Source organism: Vibrio fluminensis (assembly GCF_015278125.1).
GTDB classification, from domain to species: Bacteria; Pseudomonadota; Gammaproteobacteria; order Enterobacterales; family Vibrionaceae; genus Vibrio; species Vibrio fluminensis.
Genome location: NZ_JADILO010000023.1, coordinates 26,652 through 41,900, shown reverse-complemented (window position 1 = coordinate 41,900; position 15,249 = coordinate 26,652). Strand labels below are relative to the sequence as shown.

General features: G+C 43.2%; 14 protein-coding genes. 9 read left to right on the top strand and 5 right to left on the bottom strand.

The window, feature by feature from the left end:
* Positions 1-108 precede the first annotated feature (108 nt).
* Positions 109-1,743, top strand: coding sequence for an ATP-dependent endonuclease (locus IRQ95_RS14990; protein ID WP_194437676.1), 1,635 nt, complete (start codon positions 109-111; stop codon positions 1,741-1,743).
* A gap of 33 nt (positions 1,744-1,776) precedes the next feature.
* Here IRQ95_RS14990 and IRQ95_RS14985 read toward each other — a convergent pair whose 3' ends face one another.
* Positions 1,777-2,268, bottom strand: coding sequence for a DUF1097 domain-containing protein (locus IRQ95_RS14985; protein WP_194437675.1), 492 nt, complete (start codon positions 2,266-2,268; stop codon positions 1,777-1,779).
* A 237-nt stretch (positions 2,269-2,505) separates the two neighbouring features.
* The gene (locus IRQ95_RS14980; RefSeq protein ID WP_075652636.1) at positions 2,506-3,408 is read right to left on the bottom strand and encodes a LysR substrate-binding domain-containing protein; all 903 of its coding nucleotides are present in this window, start codon (positions 3,406-3,408) and stop codon (positions 2,506-2,508) included.
* Between the two features lie 227 nt (positions 3,409-3,635).
* Here IRQ95_RS14980 and focA point away from each other — a divergent pair, with 227 nt between their 5' ends.
* Positions 3,636-5,081, top strand: a complete 1,446-nt coding sequence (focA, locus tag IRQ95_RS14975) for a formate transporter FocA (RefSeq protein WP_194437674.1) — start codon at positions 3,636-3,638, stop codon at positions 5,079-5,081.
* A 74-nt stretch (positions 5,082-5,155) separates the two neighbouring features.
* Here focA and IRQ95_RS14970 read toward each other — a convergent pair whose 3' ends face one another.
* Both IRQ95_RS14970 and IRQ95_RS14965 read right to left on the bottom strand, forming a co-directional pair.
* Positions 5,156-5,725 carry a YceI family protein gene (locus IRQ95_RS14970; RefSeq protein ID WP_194437673.1) on the bottom strand — a complete coding sequence of 190 codons (570 nt, stop codon included), beginning with the start codon at positions 5,723-5,725 and terminating at the stop codon, positions 5,156-5,158.
* Complete coding sequence (locus IRQ95_RS14965) at positions 5,722-6,261, bottom strand: cytochrome b (protein ID WP_194437672.1); 540 nt, start codon at positions 6,259-6,261, stop codon at positions 5,722-5,724. The genes IRQ95_RS14970 and IRQ95_RS14965 overlap by 4 nt, the downstream gene beginning before the upstream one ends.
* Positions 6,262-6,530: 269 nt before the next feature.
* Here IRQ95_RS14965 and IRQ95_RS14960 point away from each other — a divergent pair, with 269 nt between their 5' ends.
* From IRQ95_RS14960 to IRQ95_RS14930, 7 genes are all read left to right on the top strand, one after another.
* A complete protein-coding gene (locus IRQ95_RS14960; protein WP_194437671.1) occupies positions 6,531-7,166 on the top strand; it encodes a hypothetical protein in 636 nt (211 codons plus the stop codon).
* A 64-nt stretch (positions 7,167-7,230) separates the two neighbouring features.
* Positions 7,231-8,016 carry a lipase family protein gene (locus tag IRQ95_RS14955; protein WP_194437670.1) on the top strand — a complete coding sequence of 262 codons (786 nt, stop codon included), beginning with the start codon at positions 7,231-7,233 and terminating at the stop codon, positions 8,014-8,016.
* Positions 8,017-8,276: 260 nt separating this feature from the next.
* A complete protein-coding gene (locus IRQ95_RS14950; RefSeq protein WP_194437669.1) occupies positions 8,277-9,074 on the top strand; it encodes an EAL domain-containing protein in 798 nt (265 codons plus the stop codon).
* A 201-nt stretch (positions 9,075-9,275) separates the two neighbouring features.
* A complete protein-coding gene (dcuC, locus tag IRQ95_RS14945) occupies positions 9,276-10,643 on the top strand; it encodes an anaerobic C4-dicarboxylate transporter DcuC (RefSeq protein ID WP_123783268.1) in 1,368 nt (455 codons plus the stop codon).
* A gap of 335 nt (positions 10,644-10,978) precedes the next feature.
* Entirely contained in the window at positions 10,979-11,719 is a 741-nt protein-coding gene (locus tag IRQ95_RS14940) for a 5-oxoprolinase subunit PxpA (RefSeq protein ID WP_194437668.1), read from the top strand.
* Between the two features lies 1 nt (position 11,720).
* The gene (locus tag IRQ95_RS14935; RefSeq protein ID WP_194437667.1) at positions 11,721-12,428 is read left to right on the top strand and encodes a 5-oxoprolinase subunit B family protein; all 708 of its coding nucleotides are present in this window, start codon (positions 11,721-11,723) and stop codon (positions 12,426-12,428) included.
* Positions 12,425-13,375 (top strand): 5-oxoprolinase subunit C family protein, encoded by a 951-nt coding sequence (locus IRQ95_RS14930; protein WP_194437666.1) that lies wholly within the window; start codon positions 12,425-12,427, stop codon positions 13,373-13,375. Before IRQ95_RS14935 ends, IRQ95_RS14930 begins: the two co-directional genes overlap by 4 nt.
* Before the next feature lie 147 nt (positions 13,376-13,522).
* Here IRQ95_RS14930 and IRQ95_RS14925 read toward each other — a convergent pair whose 3' ends face one another.
* Complete coding sequence (locus tag IRQ95_RS14925; protein ID WP_194437703.1) at positions 13,523-14,971, bottom strand: FAD-dependent oxidoreductase; 1,449 nt, start codon at positions 14,969-14,971, stop codon at positions 13,523-13,525.
* Between the last annotated feature and the right edge of the window lie 278 nt (positions 14,972-15,249).

Below are 15,249 nucleotides of genomic sequence, written 5' to 3'. Positions count from 1 at the left end.
TTTTTTAAGTAAAAACAGTGACACATAAGATATGTGACCTAAGCGTATGCTTATATTGAATTTTTCTTTTATGCTTAAATTAAGTTAGCAAAGTTTAAAGGTGAATTTATGTTGCTAGAGCGCATCGAGATTGCCGGATTTCGCGGCATCAAACGACTCTCAATTTCTTTTGAGCAACTCACTGCTTTGATTGGTGAAAACACCTGGGGTAAATCCTCGTTGCTCGATACTCTTTCTGTCGCCTTGCCACCTGAGGGAGAGCCTTATCAATTCAAAATTACAGATTTTCACGTCGATTACTCAGTCTCTTCTCCGCAAACGCAAGATCTTCAAATCGTAATCAGCTTTTTGGCCAGTGATATCAAAGAGGTAAACTCTCGCCGTTATCGTCGGGTTAAACCTGTCTGGGTCGTTAACCAAGATAATGAGCACAGAATCTATTATCGAATCAGTGCCAGTCGTGATGGTCATAACGTAGAAACACATTATGACTTTCTTAATGCCGAAGGCGATCCTTTAGCATTGCATCATTGTGAAAAGATCGCCCAAGAATTAATGACGCTGAACCCAGTTATTCGTTTAAAAGATTCACGCCGATTTGAGCGAAACTTTGAAAGCAATGGCAACAGCTTGAATGAACGAGTAGAAAAACGCATCAATAATACATGTCGCCGTTTAATGGCTATCCCTGGTCATGTAAATAAAGGAGAAATGCGCAGTAGCCTCAAATCGATGGGTATGTTGGTTGAGCACTATTTTTCGTTTAAATCCAACAATCGTATTGAACATGATCAACCTAGAGATGGGATCTTTTTTGCTCGTAAATCAGATTCGCTTTCTATTGGTGAATACGTAGAGAAATCAAATAACAAACAAACTCGATTACTTTTACTTGGGCTACTTAATGCTTACTTGCAAGCGAAAGGACCCAACCGCCTTAGAAAAGGCGCAAGACCGATATTGATCATCGAAGATCCTGAAGGTCGCTTACACCCAACCCAACTCTCTCGCGCCTGGGGCTTGTTGCAACTCCTACCGATGCAAAAAATCCTCACCACCAACAGTGGTGCGTTGTTAGGGCAATTGCCGGTTCACTGTATTCGCCGTTTAGTCCGCCAATCTGACAAAACAATTTGCACCAGTCTTTCAACCCAAGGACTTTCGAGGGATGAGTTACGCCGTGTTGGCTTTCATATTCGCTTTCATCGCTCGGGCGCCCTATTTGCTCGCTGCTGGTTACTTGTCGAAGGTGAAACAGAAGTTTGGTTGTTCAATGAACTGGCAAATCAATGCGGTTATAACTTAGCGGCGGAAGGCGTACAAATCATCGAATTTGCTCAATCCGGTTTAAAATCATTAATCAAAGTAGCGAAAGCCTTTGGTATAGATTGGCATGTGGTGACTGACGGTGACCCTGCGGGTAAAAAGTACGCAGCGACGGTGCGCGCAAGACTTGGGCATGATCAAGAAAGACACCGTTTAACCGAGTTGCCCGACAAAGATATCGAGCACTTTCTTTACAACAATGGTTTTGAGCCATTTTTCCGCGAGTTGGTTAAAATTCCACTTGATCACCAAATTCCAGCCAAAAAGGTGGTCAATAAGGTGTTGAAGAAGTTTGCCAAGCCCGATCTTGCTTTGGCGATAGTTTCACATTGTGAGGATAAAGGGCTTGAATGTATCCCTCTGCTCCTTCGTTGGACGTTAAAACGTGTTGTGACGATGGCGAACGGTAATACTTAACACCAAATTGCCCTATACCCATTATCAATTTTCTTAATTGCGGTTTTGTGGTTGTGCTATAGCAGACTCTGTTGTTTGATTTAGTTTAGCGTGCAACCACAGCCCTGTCGTTTTCATTGTGTATCCAAAGATCCCGCCAATAACCAGTGATGGCACAACGAGTTGCCAGTCGCCGTTTGCAGCAAACGTGGCGCATGAACCAATGAAAGTCCCGGGAATAAAGGCAAGCCAACCGTTTTTGGCTTGTAGGCACATAAAGAGCGTCACTACGCCAGTCAGTACATAGCCGAGTATTTCCATTGAGATATAATGACTACCTTGAATAATCACCATCGCCCAGAACACGCCAGTTAAATTAGTGATAAGGCTTATCACTAATCCTTTTGCTCCTTCATAAGGTGCAGCAAAGAAACTTGTGCAGCCAAGAAAACCAGCCCATGCGAGCAAACCTAAACTTACCGCGACCCATCCCCAAATGCCGGATAGGATGGCTGTAGTGATAGAAATTGCGACTAATACGCTCATTGGGTGTCTCTTGGTTTCTAAACTTTGTGCACACTATAGTGGCAAATTGCATAAATAACACAATAGCGATCACATTTTTCAATATCGAAACAACACAAGTTACACACAAACATTGACGCAATCGATGTATCAACAGAATCGGTAATAATTAAATCAAACCAACTTATCCATATTCAAACGAAAAAGCCCAAGTCACACAAACTTGGGCTTACGATATGTTTTAAGATAAATACGTATCTAGAAGACGGATTTGCCTTTCATCATCCTCAATCCTTCTCGTTTAATACACTCAACCAGAGGGTTTTCAATCATGTCAGCCCGCCAAACAAACGACAAAGTACGTTCCATATTGAGATCAGGTACATTCAAAGCAACCAAAGCCCCACTTTCGATATAGCGTTCAACGTCCAAGTACGGCAAACAAGTTAAATATTGCCCATTTGCCACCATACGACGCAGCACTGGCACGTGCTCGTATTCACGCCAAACATCCAAATCTTCAACAAGATGATGTATCGAGCTATCAAAAATCATCCGAGTACCAGAACCATGCTCCCGCAATACCCAGCGAGCTTGTTCTAGCTGTGAAAGCGAAACCCGTTCTGACTTGGCAAAGGGGTGATGAGCAGACGCTACGACTGTTAAATGATCTCGACACCACTCTTCTTGGTGTAAACGGTTGTCGTCGCAGCGGCCTTCAATAATGCCAATATCAAATTTGTAGTCAATTAACCCTTGTAAAACGTTATCGGTACTTTGCACATTGAGCTTAATTCGTAATTCTGGAAAGTCATTATCAATTCTACTGATAAGGTCGGGAATTAAGTGCTCGGCTGGCGTTTGGCTCGCGCCAATCGTGATCTCCCCGCTTAATAGGTGTTGTTCAATAAAACCTAGCTCGATTTGTTGGGCATCTTGTAGCAGGCGCTTAGCCTTCGGCCTGAGCCAGTTCCCCCAATGGGTTAATGCCATTTGCTTACCTTGCCTCTCGAACAATGGTCTGCCAAGCATCTTTTCTAATTGCGCAAGCGACATACTGGTCGCGGATTGAGTTAATGCGAGTTTATCTGCAGCTAGACTTACACTTCCGGTGTCAGCTACCGCATCAAAGACTGCCAACTGTTTCAGAGAATAACGCATAACACTCCTTTTCGTTATAACGCTAATGATTGTTGGTATTTAGTGCGTTACGCGCACAAAAATCATTCTACTCACATTTTTTTGCATATCAAATTTTCTGATGAGATTTGTAAACATTATCAATTTTACCTGTACAAAATTTCCTCCTAATCTGAAATGGCGATGCAGAGATTAGCTCGCAAATAAACATAAGGAGGTAATTATGAAAATCACAACTAGGAGCGCGTATGTCATCTAACCACGCGAACAATCAATGTTTTTCTCCTGTTGAAATGATGGCTGAAGCTGAAAAGTTTGCATTAAGTAAAGCCAAGAAAAACACCGGTATGACATTAAGTCTCGCCATTATGGCAGGCGCTTTTATCGGGCTGGCGTTTCTCTTTTATATCACAGTAACCACAGGTGCCACGGAATCTGGTTGGGGACTGAGTCGCCTAGCTGGTGGTCTCGCTTTTAGCATGGGACTGATCCTAATTGTGATATGTGGTGGCGAGCTTTTTACAAGTTCTGTTTTATCCAGCATCTCATGGGCAAATCGTCAAATTAGTTTTGGCAAGATGCTCTCGATTTGGGGAAAGGTTTACATCGGTAACTTTATTGGGGCGATGTTGTTGCTAGTGATTGTATCTGCTGCAGGTTTGTATCAGATGGATCACGGACAGTGGGGACTGAATGCACTCAACATCGCCCAACACAAGTTACACCACACTACCGTGCAGGCTCTTGCCTTGGGTGTGCTTTGTAACCTTTTGGTTTGTCTCGCTATCTGGCTCACGTTTAGTAGTGCCAATGCAATGACAAAAGCAGCAATGACAATCATGCCAGTGGCAATGTTTGTCTCAAGCGGCTTCGAACACTGCGTAGCAAACATGTTTATGGTGCCACTTGGCATCGTAATTCAAAACTTTGCACCTGAATCGTTTTGGTCAATGACTGGCGTAACAGCGGCTCAATATGCAGATCTGAATATTATGCAGTTTATTACTGCAAATCTTATCCCGGTAACACTAGGCAATATTGTTGGTGGTGCAGTGCTTGTCGGGCTGGCGAACTGGTGTATTTACCGTCGCCCGCAACTTAAAGCAGCCAACATTTCAGTAATTACTACTACCGCGAATATTGCGTCAGTTAAGGAGAACACTATGAACAGCAACATCATCGTCAAAAACATTATGAACACTCAACCTGTCACTCTTACTGCAGACATGACCACGCCAAAAGCGATCGATCATTTGCTTTCTAATCAGGAAGTAAGCGCACCAGTAACCGATGTTCAAGGTCGTTTGGTTGGATTCTTTTCTGCGCACGATGTGATGGTTGATTTATGGTGCCAAGATTACATCCCTACTCAGGGACAAAAAGTAGTTGATTTGATGTCACGCGATGTCATCGCGATTGATATTAACGACAAACTGGTTGATGTCGCTGAGTATCTTTGCATCGATAAAGAGCAACTATACCCAACAACGTCAATGGGTATTGCAACACGCTTCTCTACACTTTCACTAGAAGAACGTGCCAAGAGTATCAAAGTAAGCAAACCGCACGTACTGCCAGTACTTGAAGATGGTCAAATGGTTGGTGTGGTTAGCCGATTAGACATTCTTGATGCACTTCGCTCAGTGTATGGCAAGCCTACTGAGGTATTAGAAGCTCACCAGCAATCTGCGTAGCAAACCGCTAGATAGCAACCCCTTGATAACAAAAAGCGCCTTAAGTTAGGCGCTTTTCTTCATTGATTAAATGACTATTTCTTTATGCCTTCGACATGCAGTTCCATATCGACATAACTCGAATCCCCCATCACTGGGATATTAAAGTCAGCAAGCTCTAAACGTGTCGTACCAATAAAACCAGCTCGCTCGCCACCCCAAGGGTCTTGCCCTAGTCCAATGACTTCGGCATTGATAGTAATCGGTTTTGTTACACCATGAAGATTCAGATCGCCGATTAAATCGAAACTACCATCACCTTTACCAACCACTTTACTACTTGTAAAAGTCGCGCTCGAAAACTTACCTGCATCGATAAAATCTGAACTGCGTATGTGCTTGTCACGCTCGGCATGGTTTGAATCTAAGCTCGTGGTGTCCACGTTAACCGTAATGCTTGATGCTTCAACATTCGCTGGGTCGTAAGAGAAGTTGCCATCGAAGGTATTAAAACGACCTTTGATAAAGCTATAACCTAAGTGGCTGACTTTAAAGTTAATAGAAGCGTGAGCCCCTTTGGTATCAATTACATAATCCGCTGCGCTTGCACTCAATGGCGCTAGCATCGCCATAGCTAATCCCGTAGCAAGTAACGTTTTTTTCATTTTGAAGCTCCTATCATTTTGCGTAGCGTGTTGTCTTTATCAATAACGTGGTGTTTTATCGCCGCGGCGGCATGAACTGCAGCCATAACTATCAATGTCCAAGCCGCGTAGAAATGGATTTCCCCAGCGATATCCGCCTGTCCTTCAAACAAGGCGCCTAAGCCAGGTACCGAAAACCAATCAAATACATCAATAGCTCGACCATCTTCGGTTGAAATTAAGTAACCAGAGACAAATAGCACCAGCAAAACAACGTACATCAGACCATGCACTAGTTTTGCTGCGAATTTCTCAAAGGCGTTCCCTTCAACTTTCGGTGACAGTGTAACCCTCTTCCAAACTAGTCGAATGAACGTCAAGATAGCCAATAATAAACCAATAGATTTGTGCCAATGTGGCGCGGTTCGGTACCATTCACTGTAATAGGAAAGGTCAACCATCCATAAACCTACCGCGAACATACCGATAACAACAATTGCCGAGACCCAATGGATCGCTCTTGCGACAATATTGTAATTCTTAACTTCAGGTTTCATCGTGTTGCCCGTTCCCTATCTATTTGCTCTCTTTGATGTTGTAACACAATTATTAAATATGACCTGCAAAGTTAACATAAGTTGTGATCGATGAACTTATTCAAAAATTTTGAATAGGTTCGAATGAACTGTTACTAGATGTGACCTAAATTCAATCTTAAGCATAAATGTCAGACGATTACTGAGTAACAGCCAAAATGTGCAACGGTTTTTAGTGCACGCATGCTAATCTTTGATTTCTATTGCAAAAGGAATTGAGGAGAAGAACTTTGTTATTGGATGTACTCATACAGAGTGTTAACGAGTTCCAAGCAGATTGCATGGCTCTGTGTGAAAAACACTACCCTACTATCCATAATCGTGGCATGAGTGAACATCATTTAGCATTGGCATTTTCTCGTCGTTTAGCCCGAACGCTGACGGAATTTGGGCACGATTGCAGCTATGCGCCTTTAGAGACTCATCCCTCTAGCGAGCAAGCCAGCCATTTTCGAGTCTCTTCTGATGTAGGAACTGTCTGGATTGTCACTTCACACCTATTGAGTGCTGGGAGTACTTGTCGTAACAAGTTATTCAAGACCATTCAAAATTGGCAAGCGGAGTATGATTACGCCATTCAGCCGAATGACTTGTTATTACTATTGTCTGATCATTGGATTACGCGCAGTAAACAGAGCCGTGAATTAATACATTGGTGGACAGGCTATTTACCTGATGATGTCGAGACGTATCGTGCGCAGGGAGTGAGTTTATATACCAGTGATTCTCAACTGTCACTCTCATTGGAGGAACGGTTCGCTATTTCGCCCTATTACACTAAAGTGACTCATCCACTCAAACGCGCATCAGATCAACAATTAGTGCGTAAGTATGTTCAACTCTATTCGGTGGTCCAACTCAGTTAGCTTGTCATCTTTTTTTCACGCCCGATCTGGATACTGTTAAAAACCAGTCATCGAGTTTTAGGATTTGAAAAAGCTTAAACGATACCAATATGAACGATACGCGGTACTGTGCAGTCTTGCCTATAATCACGTCTTAAAACAGACCCGATACGGATTTGCTCCCAATGGTCAACGAGTGATTGCCAATCGATTTGGTAAGCCAATGATCAGAGTGTTATGGAGCAATGACCATGACGAAGCGATCGTCGTGATTAAAGGGTCTCATAACCTGGCAGATTGGCTGTTAAACTTAGCACTTTGGCAATATAGAGCCGTCAAAGAACTTAACTATTCCATACATGCAGGATATGGTTATCAAATTAACCAAGAGAGCCAACCCATTCATAAACAAGATAAACTTGGTAGCACAGTCTACGAACGTCTAATAGCGGTTATCTCTCCATTAATCCTTTCTGGTAAACGTATTACCTTCACTGGTCACTCATCTGGCGGCGCAATAGCAAATGTTCTTGCTGATGCTACAGAACACCACTTTCCTAACTCCGTCAAGCGTGTGGTAACGTTTGGTCAGCCGGCTATTGGCGGCAGAGCCTTAGAAAGAAACTATCGGCTTAAACAACGGACTTATAGAATATGCTGCGATCTTGACATTGTTACCTATCTTCCACCCCTGCCTGTCTATTATCGCCATGTTGGAAAGATGCTTTGGCTATACAATGGTCGTATTTATGAAAACACATCGTCCATTATACGATTAGGTCGTTCCATGGGCTCGTGGTTAATTCGACCATTTTCATACCATTTGATGAGCAAGTATATTCGCAACAAAGATTTCTTTGATGAGCGTTGATAAACGTCACCAGATAAAGCGTTAAAAACGTAGTAAAAATACCTAATAAAGCATATTAATAGGGAGACAAGCGATTATTAGGCGTTACGTCAATAAGATATTGATAATTATCGTAACTTTAGACTCAACATCAAATTTATTGAACTATGTTTTGCGTTATATCGGCTTTATTTATGTTATCCGTTGACAAAAATAGCGTCACAGACAATATGATAAATCGCGTATACACACGCTATTTAGTTCCCTGAGGCACCATAATAATGCTTTTGTCTACACAAACTCAGTTTCAAAGTCGCGTTCATTGCAACGAACACCTCGAACACACAGCTCAATACAAACAACTTCACTTGAGAAGCGTTTATCAGGCGATTTTTGATCGAGATTTACAGGTAATTGGCGTTGAAGCATTAGTCCGTATCACTAATGAAAATCAAGAATGTATACGCCCCGATATGTTCTTTGACTCACCCAAGATCGACTTGGAAGATAAAATTAACGTTGAGCGTTTAAGTCGCGTTATCCATATTCGCAACTTTGCTAACTCCATTCATCGAGACAAGCAACTGTTTCTCAATGTACTACCATCAGCGGGGGAGTTTTTTGCCTTAGAAGATATCAGAGTCGATCTACTTAGGCGTCGAATTAAAGAGTTAGAACTCTCTGCTGACCAGATTGTTATGGAAGTCGTTGAGCAAGATGCTAATGACGAACGCTGTTTGAAAAATGCCATGAAAAGATTGTCTGATGTTGGCTTTCAAATCGCTATCGATGATTTCGGCATGCAAGCGTCAAACCATCAGCGCGTCGAAGAAATTAAACCAAACATCCTTAAAATTGACCGTTCTCTGCTGCTTGCTTATATGGAGGGCAACTTAGAACCATTACTAAATGGCTTAGATCTCGCTAAACGAGTGGACGCAAAAGTCGTGGTAGAAGGCATTGAAACCGCAGAGCAATTAGAAGCAATGAAGGTATTAAATGTCGATTTTTATCAGGGTTACTATCTCGCCATGCCTCAATGCCTAGAAATGGTCAATTTGCATACAATTGCGAGTTAGAATTTAGACTGCCTCATTTAATATCATCTATATTCCTGTCGAACTACCGAGTAAATCACCCTTTAATCTAAATATTGCAATTTATTGTTTTAGATCATGAGTAGTACAAGTTTTACTCGTGCCACAAATCATTTTTCTGTAGATTTCCCAACACACTTTGACACAGTTTGTCATATTTTTAATTATCTACAGAGGTTATTTATGCTGGAGCTTCTAATTGGATTAGTTGTCACCGTTGCGGTCGGCTATTTTATTGTCAAGGGATACAAACCTGCCGGCGTTCTTCTCACTGCCGGTATTACATTACTGATTTTGACCGGTATTCTTGGTCACACTATTCTACCAAGCAAGATTGCATCAACTGGCAACATGATCACTGACTCACTTGAGTACGTGAAATTTATGCTGCAAAACCGCGGTGGCGGTTTAGGTATGCAAATCATGCTGTTGTGTGGCTTTGCTCATTACATGACTCATATTGGCGCTAACAATGTCGTTGTTAAACAGTTTTCTAAGCCACTATCTGTCATTAAATCTCCTTATGCTCTGCTTGTTGCAGCGTACATTGTTGCTTGTTTGATGTCGCTTGCGGTGAGTTCTGCAACGGGTCTAGGCGTGCTTCTAATGGCAACACTATTCCCAATGATGACCGCGATGGGTATTTCTCGTCCAGCGGCTGTTGCCGTATGTGCATCACCTGCCGCTATCATTCTTTCGCCAACATCAGGTGATGTGGTTATTGCTGCTGAAAAATCCGGCATGGCGCTTGATGTATTTGCGGTTCAAACAGTTCTGCCAGTATCAATTGCCGCTATCGCAGTTATGTCTGTTGCAGCGTATTTCTGGAATAAATACCTGGATAAGAAAGACAATACCCCTATGGAGCGTGTAGACGTTTCGCATATTGAGGTAAAAGCACCTGCGTACTACTGCATTTTGCCATTCTTGCCAATCATCGGTGTTTTCTTGTTCAACGGTCGCACTATCCCTGGTCTTTCACTGGATATCTATACCATTGTTGTGCTGTCAATTTTCGTTGGTGCTTTAGTTGATTACGCCACTAAGCGTTTTGACGGTAAAGCGACGCTGGTCGATTTAGAAGCGTGTTATGAAGGTATGGCTGACGCATTTAAAGGCGTAGTAATGCTGTTAGTTGCAGCTGGCGTGTTTGCTCAAGGTCTGATGTCGATTGGCGCTATTGATAACCTACTTCACTTAGCAGAAACAGCAGGTGCTGGCGGTATTGCATTGATGCTTATCCTGACTGGTCTAACCGTTGCAGCAGCAATCGCGACAGGTTCTGGTAACGCACCATTCTACGCGTTTGTAGAGCTTGCTCCTGCGCTAGCGGCGAAAATGGGTCTAAGCCCTGCGTTCTTGATTATCCCGATGCTACAGGCTTCAAACCTAGGTCGTACAATCTCACCAGTATCAGGCGTCGTCGTTGCAACATCTGGTATGGGTAAAATCAGTCCGTTTGAAGTGGTAAAACGTACTTCAGTACCGGTGTTGGGCGGTTTGATTACGGTCATCCTTGGTACCTTGGTTCTAGTGCCAATGTACGCATAACCCGTACACATAGACCACAATCTATCTTTAATTATGATTAAGGCGCCATTCGGCGCCTTTTTTCTATCTTGACTCCCTACTTATCCGCAGAGAGCGAATCTCATACAAATGCACGGTTAATCGATATAAATCTGTGACTTAAGCTGGTAACACCATCACAGACGCTATAAGTAAATTTACGTTAAGGTATTACGTTGCGGTATGGTGTAGTTAAAGATTAGGCTAGTGTTAGTTATGACAGTGAAAGAGATAAATTTAGTCACGACTCTAGTTTAGACACCTAGACCGACTGTTAGCGTTGATAGAAAAGCGCAGTGATAGCATAAGGAATGATGATGAGTAAGCCAACGATCACCTTGAATTGTGACATGGGCGAAAGCTATGGACATTGGACAATGGGCAATGACACCGAAGTCATGCCATTAATTGATATGGCTAACATCGCCTGTGGTTTCCATGCCTCTGATCCAAAAACCATGGCAAACACCATCAAATTGGCAATTCAATATGACGTAAAAATTGGCGCCCATCCGAGTTATCCCGATATTCTTGGGTTCGGAAGACGTACGATCCCTATGGACAGTGACGAACTCACCTACAGTTTGATCTATCAAGTCGGCGCATTAAAAGCGATGTGTGAAAGCTTCAATAGTGAGTTGAGCTATATTAAACCTCATGGCGCTTTGTATAACGATATGGTTAAGGATCTCTCTATCTTTGAATCCGTGGTTGATGCTGCGTCCTGTTTTGGCGTGCCATTAATGATGCTGGCACATACGAATACAGAACCGTTTCTCGATATCGCAGATCGATATGAAGTGCCACTTTTATTCGAAGCATTTGCAGACCGAGCTTACCAAGGCGATGGCACACTCGCCCCTCGTAATCACAAAGGCGCCGTTCACACCGAAGCAGATGTTGTCATAAATCAAGTTGAGCAATTGGTTCAGCATGGCAGAGTCGAAACCATTGATGGTCAAATTATCTCAATCGATGCCGATACGGTTTGCGTCCACGGGGACAACCCTCAAGCTTTAGCCATTCTGCAAGAATTACGTGATTTAATCGGAGATTAATATGAGCATTGATATAACGGTCAGTCCTGTCTCTGAGTGTGCACTCATTGTTGAGTTTAAAGCAGCAGATGAAAGCCTATTACCAATGATCATTGGTGAGTTTACCGAGGAGTTTTATCGCCAATACCATCCAGTGATTATGAATATCACACCGGCGGTAAACACCATCTTAATAGACTATCTACCGCACCGAGTCACTTTAGACCGTCTAAGCGAATTAATCACTCGTTGCTGCAAAGAGATTGATATCGAGCAACTCGGTTTGTCGCGAGGTGAACTTATCAAGCTTCCGGTCTATTACAACAACGAAGTCGCTCCTGATATTGAGCGATACGAACGCAATGGGATTTCGTTAGCGCAATTGATTGAACTGCATACCGGACAGGTTTATACCGTTCAATCAATTGGTTTTGCGCCCGGTTTCGCCTTTATGGGCGACGTTAACGAGCGACTCAGGTTACCAAGACTCGAAACCCCGCGACTGTCTGTAGCAAAAGGAAGCGTCGGCATTGCAGAATCACGCACTGCGGTATACCCAAACCAATCCCCCGGGGGATGGAATATCATAGGTAATTGCCCTATGGAACTCTACTCCCCTGAGAACGTGCCAATGATGCCCTATAAAGTTGGCAGTCGAATCCAATTTTATGCCATCGATCGTAATGAATATATTCAGCTAGGTGGGACCATCCAAGGAGTGTTCGAATGAGTCAAGGAGTTCTCAAGGTAATAAAAGCCGGACCACTTAGTTTAATCCAAGATCTTGGTCGCTTCGGGTTGGCTCACAATGGCATTACTCAAGGTGGGCCTGTTGATGAATATGCTTACAGTTGGGCGAACTATCTACTAGGCAACAAAGTAAATTTGCCTTGTATTGAAATAACTCTAGGGCAAGTTGAGCTTGAGGTGAGTGAGAAAAATGCCTTTGCTATCTGTGGCGCTGATTTGAAAGCAACGCTAGATGGTGTGCCACTTGCCAATTGGTCTACATTCATTGCTAACAAGGGGCAAGTGATAAAGTTTGCTCTTCCGAGTAATGGCCTACGCTGTTACCTCGCCGTGCTTGGTGGCTTTACTACTCCTTGCCAACTGGGTAGCTGCGCCACGGTTGAGCGTGACTCACTTGGCGGGCTTGGCGGTGGCGCACCACTTAAAGATGGCGATGAACTTCCTTACCAACCATTGCTGGCTAATCAGTACTTTGAAAAGAAACAGTTAAGCTTCCGTTTTGTTCCTGATTATGACCTACCGGTCACCCTGCGCGTTGTTGAAGGCTATCAAAAAGCCGCATTGCCTAAAACCGTAATCAATTGGTTCTACAACACTGAATTTGAAGTAAGCAAAAACATCAACCGAATGGGATATCGTCTGCAAATAGATTCAATTGAAAAGCACACGGTTGAAATACCAGACATCAATATGCAAAGTGAAGGTATTGCGTTTGGCGCGATTCAACTGCCCCCTGATGGACAACCAATTGTGCTGCTGAGTGATCGGCAAACCATTGGTGGCTACCCAAAGATTGGCTGCGTATCACGCATTGACCTACCGAGATTAGCTCAAGCGAAACCCGGACAAAAAGTTCGTTTCGTCAAAGGAAATTTAGAAGAGCTGCAATCCGACTGGGTAATGTGGGCTAATTATTTTGGTTACTAGTTTCCCCTAGTTACTAAGCTCAAAAAAGAAGCCAGCATTAGGCTGGCTTCTGATTGTTTATGTTGCTCTCATCATCACAACTTAAGGCTAATAAGCTTGCTGCTTGTAAGTTTGTTGTTAGTAAGACTTTTGTTAGTAGCCTTTTTATTAGTAGCCATAGATTTGTGCTAATTCTTGTGGATAGCCACGACCTAGTGCCAGTTGTTTGGCTTTCGCTTCTACGTCTGCTTCACTTAAAGCGCACGCTAGTGGGTGGAGCTCCTCAATACTTTTATTTTCAGTGTCAGCGAGGTCCCACTCAGAAACAATCTTACGCACCGCTTCCAGAGCCGACGAACCTTTAACAACCTCAATTCGAGCATAATGTTGCTGAGCAAATGAAACGTCAGCCGCTCGTAGCGTTTCATCGTCACCCGGAATTTGCTGCGCTCCGAAAAGAGGCAAACCAAACTCAGTGGCACTATCATAATCAGGTACGAATCGGCTCATGTGCTTAATCGCTTTAACACTACGATCAACACGAACCTCTTCTCGCCAGCCATTTACGATTTTGTTTTCAAGCTGCGGTGGCAGTTTTGGCTGGGAAGACTGCTGACAACTGCTGACTAAACCATCATCAAACAGCGTAATGCCTTTAGTCATCCCATGCAGTTGAAATACAGAGTTAGCGTAAGGCGTTAGCTGCGCCATGCCATTTTCAGTGCCTCTCGGACCATGAAAAATCACTTCAGGCCAAAGGACGTTGTTGTCAGCCCACTTCGTGACATAAGCAGCCTTAAATTCAACCATTCGCTGACGTGGAGCTGCTACTAAGTCATCAAGGATGCCCGTTTCAAATCCACAAGCGTTTATCACGTAGTCATAAGCTTGTTGCTGGGTCGTTAATACTTCACCGTCGTGGCTTTCCAATATCAGCAACCACTGTTTCTCATCCCATCTCATATCAACGAGTTTTGTTGCGGTTTTTAATTCACAAAGAGGTGACTTTTCCAGTACCAACATGGCCGAAGCAGCGATACGGAAAACGCTCCAACCAAATTCATTCACCGCCACGACAGGGTACTTAATGTTTTCTAAATCGGTGTTTTGCGCGAATGGAATTAACCAATCGTCATAGCTTCGAGGATCCGCAGGTTGATGTTGCGCTTTCAACACTTCAAGATCATCACGATAGTAAAGCTTAAAATACTGTTTCGGGTCACCCAGCACTTGGTTACGTCCATCTTGCTCTACTAGGGTTTGATAAACCGAGCGAATTTGCTCTAGGCGCGGTAACAATGCTAAAGGATCACCCCCATCGCTATGTGGAACAACGATCAATGTTGGTCGGCGATTTAAGGTATGCGGATAAAGACGAACAGACTCGATGGACTGAGCCAACAAGTCGATACACTGTTCTACAGAAATCTCACGATATAGATTACCACCAGCATGCAGGTGACAAATGGGTGGTCCGCTAACTAAACTCTCATTCTTTTCAATAAGATCGACTTTTACGCCGAGTTCGGCCAAATGAAGTGCAGCCGTCGCACCGGCGATACCGCCTCCAACAACCGCCACTGTAGGGCTAGAGATTTGATCAATCATTTGATTCATTAGATATTGAAATTCATTAATTCTCGGCACATTTTAATGCCTTTGCGATGTTAATAAAATCACATTTTTTTCAAGGCAATTTGAGCTGATTTTCGCCGTAAAAAAAGATAAAAAAAGCTTGACGCATTTTCGCTGAATTCGCAAAAAGCCATCTGTGTGAATAATAAATTTGCGCTAAACGCGGGTTTTACTGGCTTGCCGCGTTTGCGCAAATCTAGGCCATTTAAGTTATCCCAAACTTTATCCACAGCTTCTGTGGGTAACTGCGCATTTTATTC

Excerpts from the sequence above, each read along its gene's own strand:
- IRQ95_RS14990 (WP_194437676.1), top strand. The coding sequence starts at position 109 with ATGTTGCTAGAGCGCATCGAGATTGCCGGATTTCGCGGCATCAAACGA.
- IRQ95_RS14985 (WP_194437675.1), bottom strand. The coding sequence starts at position 2,268 with ATGAGCGTATTAGTCGCAATTTCTATCACTACAGCCATCCTATCCGGC.
- IRQ95_RS14980 (WP_075652636.1), bottom strand. The coding sequence starts at position 3,408 with ATGCGTTATTCTCTGAAACAGTTGGCAGTCTTTGATGCGGTAGCTGAC.
- focA (WP_194437674.1), top strand. The coding sequence starts at position 3,636 with ATGTCATCTAACCACGCGAACAATCAATGTTTTTCTCCTGTTGAAATG.
- IRQ95_RS14970 (WP_194437673.1), bottom strand. The coding sequence starts at position 5,725 with ATGAAAAAAACGTTACTTGCTACGGGATTAGCTATGGCGATGCTAGCG.
- IRQ95_RS14965 (WP_194437672.1), bottom strand. The coding sequence starts at position 6,261 with ATGAAACCTGAAGTTAAGAATTACAATATTGTCGCAAGAGCGATCCAT.
- IRQ95_RS14950 (WP_194437669.1), top strand. The coding sequence starts at position 8,277 with ATGCTTTTGTCTACACAAACTCAGTTTCAAAGTCGCGTTCATTGCAAC.
- dcuC (WP_123783268.1), top strand. The coding sequence starts at position 9,276 with ATGCTGGAGCTTCTAATTGGATTAGTTGTCACCGTTGCGGTCGGCTAT.
- IRQ95_RS14940 (WP_194437668.1), top strand. The coding sequence starts at position 10,979 with ATGAGTAAGCCAACGATCACCTTGAATTGTGACATGGGCGAAAGCTAT.
- IRQ95_RS14935 (WP_194437667.1), top strand. The coding sequence starts at position 11,721 with ATGAGCATTGATATAACGGTCAGTCCTGTCTCTGAGTGTGCACTCATT.
- IRQ95_RS14930 (WP_194437666.1), top strand. The coding sequence starts at position 12,425 with ATGAGTCAAGGAGTTCTCAAGGTAATAAAAGCCGGACCACTTAGTTTA.
- IRQ95_RS14925 (WP_194437703.1), bottom strand. The coding sequence starts at position 14,971 with ATGAATCAAATGATTGATCAAATCTCTAGCCCTACAGTGGCGGTTGTT.